The sequence below is a fragment of the Paraburkholderia sp. RL18-085-BIA-A genome, assembly GCF_046027075.1.
Lineage (GTDB): Bacteria > Pseudomonadota > Gammaproteobacteria > Burkholderiales > Burkholderiaceae > Paraburkholderia.
Window position 1 is genome coordinate 1 of sequence record NZ_JARESU010000047.1, and the last position, 12,571, is coordinate 12,571.

Consider the following 12,571-nt stretch of genomic DNA (forward strand, 5'->3'; position numbering starts at 1 on the left):
ATGTCACCCGGGCAGTGGTAAATGAACCTTCGGCCCTGCGTGTCAGAGGACGGCATTGCGCGCGCGCCCGCAGGTCCCATCATTCGGCTTGCTTTCTGCGCTCGTGAGAGCTTTCTTCGGCCGGCTCGGTCGCGTAGGCAAGAAAGTTTGAGGAGATGCCCGGCCTGTCCAAGCCGGTCGACGGTACTAACAAAAGAAGCATAGTGTTGCTGGCAGCCGCAAGTCATCTGCGAAAACATTACGGCACGAGAACGTCGGTCGCCTCAGCGCTCGTTTTGGCCGTTATCTAAAACAAGAGTCGCGCAAGATTCCCGCAAGGGCAACGCGTTGATAGGACGTCTCCCGCCCTCCGCCCCTAAAATTTCGACGACGACGTCACGACATTTTCCTTTTGCGTCCGATGGGCCGGTTTTTGTCTTGCAGTGTTTTGAGGCCTCGGAAGTGTTCCGTGCTCACAGCGGAGTACGCACTGTTGAGCGGCGATGGCAATCTTGGGGACGCCGTGTCGGCTTTTTTTATGTCCGACTGCAGCGGGAACGCTCTCGGACAATCTAGCAAACGCCGTAGCAACTCACGACGTCGACAACCTCGGCGTGAAGCGCGCTTGAGTGACGCATCATCAGAGTTCTACCTTGAGCAGTCGTCCGGCCGCGCGTTTGGGGGCGACCGTTAGCAGCCGGCAAGACAGCAACACCCGACCGCTCCTGCAAACCGTCCCCGAAATTCTCAGCCACGACTATCCTGCGCTGGTCGTCGCAAGATTCGTCGGGGCGACTCTCAACAAAAAGCTTACCGCCCCCCAACGCGCGTTAATGGGCCGGAGGCCGGAGCCCGCCCGCCCAGATGCAAAGGTATGCCATCGTCCGGCTCAGCTAAACTCTCGACGCTAAATTTTAGGCAATCGCGCGTTCGCACGGTTCATGGTGACATCCCGCGTTCCTTGCATCTAAAATTCAACGACGACCTCACGAACTTTAGATTTGCTCTGTCAGATATTTTAGACTTGCGCCGGCTACGCCCGTTTGTCTTGTCGTGCTCGGTTACAGGCTCGCGCGTGGGTCGCGGCGTTACGCTTCGGGTCGCAAAGTTTCATATGGGCAGCCGCAGTCGCAAACATGTGTTGATAGTCGAGCCGACATTTGCAGGGCAGATTGTGCTCGTGCTGGTGGACTGACACGTCCGCCCTGGCTTCCGGCCGCCGAAGATGAATGCCGGAAAGTCATGTCGTCAAACGGAGTCTCGCCGGGGGTCGGCTACCAGCTTCAGACCTCGCATCGGATGGATAGTCGTCAGGGGAGGCAGAACGAAGGGCAAGGCCTCGTGCTTGTAAGATTCAACGAGGCGCCCGGTTCGCGGTGCAGTTGAGCCAAGTTAGCGCCAAGCGGCACCCGTGCGAAGGTTTCACGTGACCGCAGGGCGAGATAGCATAGGGCGTGGGCCGGACGCAAACTTTGACTCGCCAACCAACCATCAGAACCATTGATTGGGAGTTTAGGAGCATGGATTACGACGCCGAAGCAAAGAACTTGTTGCGCGCCCAGATGGCGAGCAAAGGAGTTTCGCTGGCTCAGTTGGCTGAGCTGCTGATTGAAGATGGAGTGAAGCAGAATGCGGGACCGCTCTCCAACAAGATAAACCGCGGAAGATTTCCGCTCGCGTTTTTTATCCGGTGCTTGAAGGTCATGGGCCTCGACGGCACGTACGTTCTCATGCCGAAAGAATCCACACGCAGAACTGCGAAGACCAGTCGCACTCAGATATCTCGGCACGCGTCTAACGTGAGCGTCGACGCCACGTTTCCTCCAAAATCGACGCCTTCGACACCGGCTCTGGGCCGACGCAAAAGGTCAGTCAAAGAGCTCGCCTAGGCCCTAATTTAGTCACACGCTTTATCTGCCGTTCAAATTCTCATGCCCGCGCGCCTCTTTTAGTAGAATGCAGACTCTAAATAGAGCGCACGCGCATTTGTAAGTTTTACTAGCGCGGGTCTTGGCGACTGCTAGGCCGCCAATATTTGGGACGGATTTTTCACAAGTCCCAGCAACGTTTCTCGAGCGACCTTAAGACGTTTCGCCCTTAGAACAGGCGGCAACCTGCCGCAGCCTCTCAACCCGATTGACTCCATGAGGAACGCATAAAACCGCTGCACGGACCGATGCGCTAACAGGCCTGGAGCTACCGATTGGACTTTTCGCGAAGTTGGGAATTCTCGGAACAGGACGCAAGTCGTAACCGCCACGAGTAACCGTTTCTTAAGCTCCTGCTCTTTTTGCTTAGCCCTGGAGCGCACCCATTCACTGTGCCGCGCTGATAACTTTGCGCAGTCGTCAGGGAATTTAGCGCGCAACCCTCGCTCGTGTACGTTCAGCATGTCGGCTGCTTGGCGAACTGAAGGCGGGTGCTTTCTAACTAAAAAGCTCTTCAGTCTCTTTCCAATCTTGGCTACATCAAAAGCAGGGCGTCTTTGGAACTGAACCTTCGCCGGTACTACGAGCGGTATGTCGGGATGCCTGCGGCGAGCTCGTCGATTCAGCGCGGCTCCGATAAGCAGTTGCCTCATAGGTACATCTGATGCGACAGACAAAGCAATCAGCATCTCCACGGTCGGCCGAGTTTTCTCAGACATTAGCGTGCTTACGGTGCTTTTGCCTACATTCAACGCCCGACAGAGCTCTGCTTGGCTCTCAAAGTAGTGCTCTGCTGCAAACTTCAGAATTGTCCCTGACCCAAGCGAAGCGATTCTGGTGTCGTTTAACGCATCCATTAGGCCTTTCAACATTTCGCTAACTGCAAGCTCATATCGGTTGGCGCTTTCCGAAACGACAGATTGAAAGCTTGGTCCACCTAACCAAGCCCCGCAGTTACCACAGCACCCGACTCGCTTGTTCGTCCGGGTCCGCCCGATGTTGCTGCCGCCGCATACAGAGCAGTGTCTGGTCATGCACACATGATGTTTGGCGCAGATGGTGTAGTCCCGCAACGACCAGCAGAGGGGCTGATAGACCGCGCTCGGTCGCATCTCCCGTAGACATTCAACGCAAACAGAGCCAATCTGCAGGAGGCTTCCTTCGAATCGAATTGCGTGCATTCCGGGCAGGAATGTCAGTCTGGATAAATTTTCCTGTCCGGTCAAAGCCTCAAGCGTGTCAACCCAAAACCTCGTGTACATGCCGCCGAGGTTAATCAACTTCACTGCAGACGACATCGAATGATTCTCCGGCCCCCTCCAGCTCGCATCAGTCCAAATAACTCGTCTAATCAAGTCACCGACAACCATGTGATTCCATTCCGCTAACCGACATATATAGCTCCACAGACTCTCGCGTTCCCAAGTTGTCTGGTTGCCGGGGTCCAAGCTCCACAGTTTTGGCATGGCGCTACTCTAGCAACAGCTTCTCACCATCAGCCGCGTCAAGAATGATTTGGGTCGAAGCAGCACTCTTGAAGGGAAGGATATGCCGGTCTTTGTAGTACCCGATTTGGTCGATGCTAAAGAGTTTCTCACGCGCTTCTGGGTCGCTCATAGCGCGCCAAAGAGCGTGGTCATTGTCAAGTAACGTACCGATGCCTCCGTCTTCCATGTGCCGTCTAATGCATTCAAACAGCAAGTCCGCTTTGAGCGGTTCTCCCGTCTCCCAAAGTGCTTCGTTCACTGCGTAGCCAATCATATCGAGAGCGATACGAACACGCCCTCTGACCAAGGCCATAACCCTCAACGAATGTGTAGCGTCCAAGGTTCCTGACACAATGTACTCGCCGCCCAGGTCACTCTCGACGGCGCCTAAGATTGCCATAAAACGTCCTGCATCCAATCCGTTTTGTGGGTCGTATGGCTCCGTCGTCACTATCGCGATGTTCGCACCGGTCTCCGCAGTCTCCCAGCACAGAGGGGCAAGCTCGGGGCCCGCGACCAAGACAATGGAAGAGCGAGCGTCGTTTGCCAAACGTCTTAGAATCCCAACCACCTCCCTTGCCTTACAAATCCGAAGCGCCAAGAAGACTTCCAGTGCGTTTTCAACGATGACTGTCCTTCGATTCCTCTGCAGCACATTTGCCAATGACTCGAACAGAGCGATTACCGTCGGCAGCTTGCCGGCCCGGGGAATCAAAGCAGTGGATACCGCCCCCTCAGTAATCGGCCCGATGCTCACTTTGTATTCTGGACAAACATCACCCTGACGAACCAGCGCGTCAATAAGCGCCTTCTTCAAGTCGACACGGTTACCGAAGACAGGCAGTTGAATCCGCGCTGTCTCCCATGTCGGGCGCCCAAGCGCTCTCGCCCTTTCGATTGAAAGTTGGTCCGCTATGTCTGCGACCTCTTCTCTTCCAACTCCACAGGGTCCAAGCAAAACTATGAGTTTTCCACGGGCATTGAACTGCATCAGACTAATCAGCTTTTTGACCGAAGCCTCGAGATTGGGGTGATACCTAGACGAGTCCGTGGTACACGCAACAATGTGGTTGAGACGCTCTTCGTCGACCCAATTGATGCTTCTATATATCTTCTTGATGTTGAACGTCATCTCTTCCCCAACAATCAAGCGGGTCACGGACCCGAGCCGTCTAAGCGAGCAACTGATAGTTCTCCAGACTGCATTAGCTGGAGCCGAGCTAGGCTGAAGACCGGTCAAGAGCTGCTGTCGGCAACGTGCACGGTTGCCGACCCGGCATCGGATAGGTCACCCAGGTTCGTGGGCTACGCTTGACAGCCCGCTGTTCTCCTCAGAGTAGGAGATTTGCTAGCGGAAGCAAGAAGTTCCTGCATTTTTCTGACTTTAATCCCCCCGAAATCCCAGTCTCTCATGCGGGTTTACGATGAGCAACAAGCAATTTGCTTCATTTAAGATGATTTCTGCTCATCCGCAGTTTACATCGGCAGCCTGACCGCCTATAACACACTCAGGCCTTTACATGCAGTTCGGCGCTCGTAGAACTTTCGGTAGGCCAAGCCGGTAGGGTTCTGTCTATCAGGCATGTTGTGCAGACTCCGCCGGCGATAACTCGTCAGGCAGGAGTCCTTCCAGTCGCCGGCGTCACTTTTCGTGCCAAAACGTGATAGGCCTCAGGCCGATGCATTGATAGATGTTGCGCCGCTGACATCGCAATTCACTGAGCGACGCTGCGTGCGGTCTGAAATGGTCCCGGCGGCAGCGAGGTCATGAGGTGAATGATGGAAGAACCAGTGACGCAATTTGGGCGACTGTCAAACAGCCTTCTTGACAGGTTGTTACTTCGCGCTGGCGTAACGAAACCGGTCGCGCATTGATTCGAACGATTCGCGAATCGCCACCGAGCCAAGCGGGTACCGCCGGAATATATAGGTCGAGCCTTATGGGCTTCGGCATCCAGCTGGCGAATAGGCGAGACAACCTCGCGATGTTTATCGATTTGGACAACCATGTCCGGCACCCGAAATTGATTGAATATTGGAACGCCCCTTGCATCCTTCCCGTTGTCTACCGTGACAGCAACGGAAAACGTTCCGGAAAAATACAATATAGGCCCCAGTGCCTTTGTATTGAGGAGGAAGAGGTATATTTCCTCGACATGCTTCGTCTAGAAAAGCTGCAAAAGGTCGAGAGTAAGGGTGGGAATCTTTATCAACGTACGTCAAATGGAGAATGGGCCTCTGGTGCCATATACGAGACCCTAATGGGGCTTGGCATCAAGCATAAGATTTGGACGTCAGAGCAGTTTGGCCGCATTTTTAGGGGAAACGCGCTTTTATTAAGTGCAGAGTTCGAACCAGCGCGCGAGCCGCCGCCCCAGCACGTCGTTACAAGTGTAGTCAACCTCGTTCAAGCGAAAAGAGTCGTTTTGTTGAGCGAACTCGTCGAAGCTGGTTTCAAGGCGGACGACGTCAGATGGATGGTTGCGCATAGAGATGTCTATTTCCCTCTCGATACCGAAAATTTTATCAGCGAACAATGTCGAATTTATATCGACGAACAAGCCTACGCTGACGTGCTGTTTCAGCGCCGCGAAGAAGGTGCTGGCTCCCCGCCGCCAGCACTCATAGCTCTCCCGTCCAAGGACCAGAAAATCGACTGGAATGGACAGTCGTGGATTGTCGTCAATGACGGCAATCCATACACTCTTATCAACGGCAATGGTAGGCTCTGGAACATCCAATTGCGGGATGTATGGAACTACGTGACATCAAAGGAATGGAAATACGACGCTCCCGTTCAACCAATGCAAGTGCATCTTTCGCCGGCAAGGGAGCATGAAGCACTAGAGAAGCTGGCTTGGTTCACCCATCCCGGCACAAGGCCAATTTGGACTTTTGGAGGGAGGAAAGGAAAGAAAGTCTCTGACTCGTCCATCGCGCGCGCTAAGGCAAAGCTGGTAGCAGCAGACTTGCACGGAACGTCGCGCATCCTAGCCTTAGCGAACAGTTACGATAACTGTGGCAACCGCTCGACGTGGGTCGACCCGACCGAACAAGAATGCTGGAACCACGCGCTGGATTCTGCGTATCTGCAGAACTATCGGCCAAGGTTTTCGTATGCAATTAGTGTTTATCGAATTCTTTGTGAACAAAAGAACGTGGAGCCCCGGAGCGAGTCCACACTGAGAAAGCGATTGGCCGAGCTGGATGATTCGGAAGTCGTGGAACTCAGAGAAGGCCAATTTGTGGCTTATCAGCGCGGGAAGTACACACCCGACCTTGAAATCGATTGGACGATAAAGGGCCGAATTCCTTGGGAAGTTGGCCACATAGACCACGCGATGCTGAAGTTATGGCTGCGCTCTAAGATAAATGGGGAAATCGTCGAAGCAGAGGCATGGCGCACTGTTCTAAGGGATGCATGCACCTACCGGGTATTGGGGAGTGTTTTTTACTTCAATAGGCCCTCTTATATCACCTTATACCGTCTTGTGTTGGATGTCGTTCGGCGATGGCAGCGGCTTCCACGTCTAATCATCTGCGACAACGGCCCCGAACTTAAAGGCTATAACTTTCAGAATATCCTTGCGCAACTCAAGGTCATTCTTCTTTACCGTCGTGTGCGACAACCGCGCGATGGGCAAACAGTTGAATCGGGGTTCAAAAAAGACGTTGAGATATATACTGCCAATTTACCGGGAAATAAAATAGGAGAACCGCCCTACCGCTCGCAAGCGGCGGGATTCAGACCCAAAGATAGCGCGCTTCACACACTTGAGGAAGTCGCGAAACTGTTTACGACCGGCTACTACATCGAAGAACCCAAGTATCCTAGCTCTCGGACCTATGGAGAAAGCATTCTTGCATACGAGTCTCGTCTACTGAAGAAATACGGGGAAAACCACATCCGGGGAGTGCGGTACGACACGGATTTGATATTTGATTGCATGCCGGGCGTCGAACGAAACGGAGGCAACCGAATAGTGATGCCAGACGGGACGGTTGAAACCAACGGATTCCAATACTTTTCTGAGGTCTTTGAGAAGCATGGCCTGCTCGGTAGCAGCGTAATACCTCGCATCGACCCGGAGAATTGCGGACGCGTTTTCTGTTGGGCACAAGGAAGTCATGAGTGGATTGAGTGCCAAAGCAAGGAGTATGAAATACTCTGTGAGTTCACGCACGCCGAACGAAATGAAATCGAAACATATCTAACTCAGTCAGGCCATATCGATAAAAGCATCCCCCGACGCGCCCTCGCAGAAACGATTGCAAGGGGAATCATGGAGCTTCGTGGGGATGCTTGGCTCACGCAACTGCACGACAATGCCCGGCAAGGCTATCCCCGTATCGATGGTCTAGTGTTCAAGGACGGCAAGCCCTTCATCGACATTCCTGCAGTTTCTGAACCGACCGTCGCAGAGGTTACACCGGACATTCAGAGCATCGCTCGTGAGGCGGCCCAAAGGATGCGCGACTTCGAATAATCTTGATTGCGGTCGCGGTCGCATGCCGTGCGCAAATCCGGCGCATCTTCTCGATACACTTTAATTCCCGCATGTCCCGTTCTCGCACCCGCGCCTAAAGGACCTGGAGCACCTTCTCCTCGTGCCTCGCTACCTGCTCTGCGGTCGTCGGGACGTTCGCCTCCTCGCGGTTCACACAGCCCACAAGGCACTTTCGCTTTCACGGAGCTTGGCAGAGTTGTGGCACTCGCCAAACTTCGACTTGATTCCGACAGACTGTCAAAGTTAGAGGAATTAAAGGGTCGCCAAGGCGACGTTATCGGCAACTTCTACTTGGCAAAGAGTCAAACTTCCCCGGGGTGTCAAACTCAAACTTCACCGAGGTCAGCACACGGTGCTGTGCGGCTTCCTGCCTGAGTCCGCGCCTCAAACACTCACACGACTCGCCATCACGAGTTTTGATCGGTTAGCGTAGCGTTTCGACAATCGAAACGCGCCGACCTTTCCGATGAACTCAAGCCCTAGCTTCTGGATGATTCCGCAGGCCCCGACACCCGTCGGGCCTTTCTCCCACGCCGCCGAAGCCGACGGCTGGGTCTTCCTGACCGGCCAGATGCCGACCTCGCCCACCGACGACAGCGCGCCCTTGCCGGACGGCGTCGTCGCGCAAACGCAGCGCGTGATGGACAACCTGGTGCTGGTGCTGCAAGGCCTCGACATGGGCTTGCAGCACGTGGTCGCCGCGCGCACCTTCCTGACCGAGTTCAAGCGCGACTATGCCGCGATGAACGCCATCTACCGCGCCTACTTTCCCGCCGACGCGCTGCCTGCCAGAACCTGCATCGGCGTGACCGCGCTCGCGCGCGATGCGCTGGTCGAGATCGACTTCGTCGCGAAGCGGCCGGGTTGAAGCGGCCGGGCTGACCTGGTCCGCTGCGCGTCGCGGCACGTCCGTGCAGTGGATCATCGGCCAGGCAGTCCAGGCTGAACTGATCATAGGGCTCGTCGCGCAGCGAAATCGCGCGTGCGACTTCGAGCAACGCCCCCGCCAGTTCGTCAGATGACACCGGCTTCGCGACATACCCGCGAAGCCAGGCTCGCGCCAGCTATCGTTGCGCTGACCGTCCACGCCCGCGCTAAGAGCCAGCGCCGGAACGCTCGCGAGCGACTCGCCCGGCACACTGACGCGCCACGGCAACCTGGCCCCATCGACACAACCTTGCATTAACGGCAAGACACCTCACAAACCTGAGTGGTTTACTGGGAGACCCTAAAGACCGAGGGGTTAATTGCCGTTATTCCTTGCGAACAAGTCAGCGCCGCGCCCACGCGCGACAGCCATCTGCAAGGAAAGTCATGCGCAACAACCAGCCTGTCACTGGGCACGAGTACGAATTCCCGTCGTCCCACATGCTTGTTTCCGCGACCGATCTGACCGGCCGCATTCAGTACTGCAATCCGGCCTTCATCGCCGTGTCGGGTTTTACGCGCGACGAGCTGATCGGCCAGCCCCACAACCTGATCCGTCATCCGGACATGCCGCGCGAAGCGTTCGCCGACATGTGGGCGACAATCCGCGCCGGCCGCCCGTGGACCGCGCTCGTCAAGAACCGCCGCAAGAACGGCGATCACTACTGGGTGCGCGCGAACGTCACGCCGGTGGTCGAGAAAGGCGCGGTGGTGGGCTACCTCAGCGTGCGGGTGACACCGCAACGCGATGCGGTGCGCGCCGCCGAATCGCTGTATGCGCGCATGCGCACAGGCGAGTCGCGCGGCCTAATGCTGCGCCACGGCGTGGTGGTGCGCACCGGCTTGCGCGGACATCTGCAGGCGCTGATGCGTCTGCCGGTCGCGACGCGCGCCGCGGCCGGCTACGCGCTCACGCCGCTGGCGTTGCCGCTGACCGGTCTCGCAGCAGGCACGCCGCCCGCGCCGTTCTGGATTGCGTTCGGCGTCGCCACGACGATCAGCGTCGTGTCGTGGCGAGCGCTGACGCGCCAGCTCGCCGCGCCGATCGCCGACATGTCGGGCTTCGCGACCCGTCTGGCCGCCGGCGATCTGACCACCGATCTGGAGATCGCCCGGCACGATGACCTCGGCGACGTGCTGCAGGCGTTGAACCAGCTGAAGGCGAATCTCGCCGCCATCGTCTACGACGTGCGCGCGCAGATCACCGGCATGCTCGACAATGCGCGCGAAATCTCCAGCGGCAACGTGGATCTCGCGCGCCGCACCGAATTGCAGGCGGCGTCGCTCGAAGAGACCGCCGCCACCATGGACGAGCTGACCACCACCGTGCAGGCCAACGCCGATGCGAGCGTGCGCGCGCTCGACCTGGCGCGGGACGCCCAGGCCGCGGCGGCCGAAGGCGGCAAGATCGCGGGCCAGGTCGAGCAGACCATGGCCGGCATCACGGCGGCGTCGCGGCGTATCGCGGACATCACCGGCGTGATCGACGGCATCGCGTTCCAGACCAACATCCTCGCGTTGAACGCCGCCGTCGAAGCGGCGCGCGCGGGCGAAGCCGGCCGCTCGTTCGCGGTCGTCGCGAGCGAGGTGCGGATGCTCGCGCAACGTTGCGCGGCGTCGTCGAAGGAAATCAAATCGGTGGTCGAAGCGAGCGCGAGTGAAGTCGCCGCGGGCACCGAGCTGGTCGCACGGACCACATCGCAGATGCGCACGATCGACGAGGCGGTGGGCCGCGTGTCGTCGATCATCGTCGAAGTGGCAAACGCGAGCAGCGAGCAGGCCGAGGGGATTCGCCAGGTCAACCAGGCGGTCTCGCATCTGGACGGCGCGACCCAGCAGAACGCCGCGCTCGTCGAGCAGGCGGCGGCCACCGCGCAACGTCTCGCGGAACAGGCCGACGTGCTCGATGCAGCGGTGCGTCTGTTCACGGTCGCCGAGGCCACGTCCGCGCCGCGTGGCGCGGGCGGCGCGCAGCGCACGTTTGGGGCCGGTGCGGCGAACCGAGCGGCGCCCGCACGTCTCGTCAGCACAGCCGCCGTCGAGCAGGAAGAAGCCACATTGATCTGACAGATCGGCATTACTCCCACCTCGACAGGCCACTATTGGCGCGTGAGGATGCAACCGTCAGCGCCCACTTGTTGTATGGGCAGTTTGACCCGAGTAACAACGGCGTTTAGCAGCCCGTCCCTTTCCGGACGGGCTATTTTTTTGCCTGCATGGTTGCGCTTCGAGGGATGGTTTGAAGCCGGAGCCTGACTTGGCTCGCGAGCAGGGTTGCGATGCGCCGGAATAGCCCGCTAAGGTGAGCCAATACGGGAGCCTTTGTCCACGCGGTTGCCGCCCGCCGCCGGTGCGCTCACACTTGAGTGCGCCTATGCCGGTTGCAACCACAGGAGGCCGACGTGATCCCTTCCGACTCGCCGCGCGCCAACTCGCTTGCCGCGCACTTCCTCGCGATGGCGCGCAACAACGCGTGGTCGAATCTGCGCCTCTACCGTGCGTGCCTCACGCTGACCGACGACGCGTTCGCCGAGCGCCGGGTGAGCTTCTTCCCGTCGCTGCAGCTCACGTTGAATCACATCCTGCTGGTGGACCGGTATTACTTCGACGCGCTAACCGGGGGCGGCGAGGGGCTCACCATTTTTGACAACGAATTGCCCTATCCGCGCGCAGCCGACTTGTGGGATGCACAAGCGTGGAGCGACCAGCGGCTCGTCGCCTTCTGCGAGTCGCTCGCCGACGGAGATCTGCAACGCGACGTCCAGATCGACCGCGGCCCATTGGTCGGCATTCAGCATGAAGCCGTCGGCAGCGTACTGCCACATATGTTCGTCCATCAAATCCATCATCGTGGCCAGGTCCACGCGATGCTGAGCGGCACCACGGCCGCCCCGCCGCAGCTCGACGAATTTTTTCTCGCCGCCGACGCGCCACTGCGCACTGCCGACCTGCGCGAACTGGAGCGCTTGAGCACGCCGCGCTAACCCGCGCGCTTGTAACCGGAACGTGCGTCAGCAGCATGACAGCAATGGAGAAGAGCCGCCCCGCCACGGGGCACGAAAAATGCGTCCGTGGTAGCGGGGAGTCGCGTTAAACTGGTTGCCACGCTTGGGATGTCACGGCACGCACTGTCCGGCGAACCGCGCCGGGCGACCTTCGGGACACTATGCGGGCGGCGGCATCCCTGCGAGGCGGGCGGGCGGCGCGCAGGCCACATGCAACGCGCGACATCGCGGGAAAGACGGCGCGCCAGCCTGCCCGTACAATGGTTCGATCAACAACGGAACAAGGACAACTTCGATGCGCACTTCCGGGTCCTCCGGGTCAATGGCCCTGCTCACCGAATACGACGACGCAACGGCGCGCGAACTCCGCTCGCTGCGCCTCGAATCGACAGAAGACGGCAAAGGCATTCTTCTGATCGAGGTCGACGAGCGCAAAGCGGGCATACACCGCGAAGTGCGTTACGAAATCACGCCTGCCGAGCTGATTGCCGCGATTCGCGCGCATGGCGCCGAATTGCCGGGCGAACAGCACAATCATCGTCAATGAAATAACACATGCGGTATTGCGCTCGCGCGAATGCCGCATGTTTTACCGGCTCTGCCTGCTATGAGTGGTGAGTGGCGAGATACGGGCACACGCCGTTCGCAGCGCTCCAACGGACACGGTTCGCGCGCTTGCATGCCGGGCGGGTTTCAATCTTTTTCTGTTTGTTTCGCTTGCGCCGCTAATCCGCGCT

The 12,571-nt window shown here is 58.0% G+C and carries 8 protein-coding genes; 6 read left to right on the top strand and 2 right to left on the bottom strand.

Annotated features, from left to right (window positions below):
* Window positions 1–1,499 precede the first annotated feature (1,499 nt).
* Window positions 1,500–1,868, top strand: a complete 369-nt coding sequence (locus tag P0D89_RS27030; RefSeq protein WP_408362403.1) for a DUF6471 domain-containing protein — start codon at window positions 1,500–1,502, stop codon at window positions 1,866–1,868.
* 131 nt (window positions 1,869–1,999) lie between these two features.
* On the opposite strand, the gene P0D89_RS27035 is transcribed toward P0D89_RS27030, so the two are convergent.
* Both P0D89_RS27035 and P0D89_RS27040 read right to left on the bottom strand, forming a co-directional pair.
* A complete protein-coding gene (locus P0D89_RS27035; RefSeq protein WP_408362404.1) occupies window positions 2,000–3,373 on the bottom strand; it encodes a TniQ family protein in 1,374 nt (457 codons plus the stop codon).
* A gap of 4 nt (window positions 3,374–3,377) precedes the next feature.
* Window positions 3,378–4,553: a hypothetical protein gene (locus P0D89_RS27040; RefSeq protein WP_408377485.1), complete on the bottom strand. Its 1,176-nt coding sequence runs from the start codon at window positions 4,551–4,553 to the stop codon at window positions 3,378–3,380.
* Between the two features lie 781 nt (window positions 4,554–5,334).
* On the opposite strand from P0D89_RS27040, the gene P0D89_RS27045 reads away from it, so the two are divergent.
* From P0D89_RS27045 to P0D89_RS27065, 5 genes are all read left to right on the top strand, one after another.
* Window positions 5,335–7,881, top strand: coding sequence for a hypothetical protein (locus P0D89_RS27045; protein WP_408362406.1), 2,547 nt, complete (start codon window positions 5,335–5,337; stop codon window positions 7,879–7,881).
* Window positions 7,882–8,368: 487 nt separating this feature from the next.
* Window positions 8,369–8,770 carry a RidA family protein gene (locus P0D89_RS27050; protein WP_408362407.1) on the top strand — a complete coding sequence of 134 codons (402 nt, stop codon included), beginning with the start codon at window positions 8,369–8,371 and terminating at the stop codon, window positions 8,768–8,770.
* 446 nt (window positions 8,771–9,216) lie between these two features.
* Window positions 9,217–10,896, top strand: coding sequence for a methyl-accepting chemotaxis protein (locus tag P0D89_RS27055; RefSeq protein WP_408362408.1), 1,680 nt, complete (start codon window positions 9,217–9,219; stop codon window positions 10,894–10,896).
* 335 nt (window positions 10,897–11,231) lie between these two features.
* Window positions 11,232–11,813 (top strand): DinB family protein, encoded by a 582-nt coding sequence (locus tag P0D89_RS27060; RefSeq protein WP_408362409.1) that lies wholly within the window; start codon window positions 11,232–11,234, stop codon window positions 11,811–11,813.
* Between the two features lie 316 nt (window positions 11,814–12,129).
* Window positions 12,130–12,381, top strand: coding sequence for a hypothetical protein (locus P0D89_RS27065; RefSeq protein WP_408362410.1), 252 nt, complete (start codon window positions 12,130–12,132; stop codon window positions 12,379–12,381).
* The last annotated feature ends 190 nt before the right edge of the window (window positions 12,382–12,571 follow it).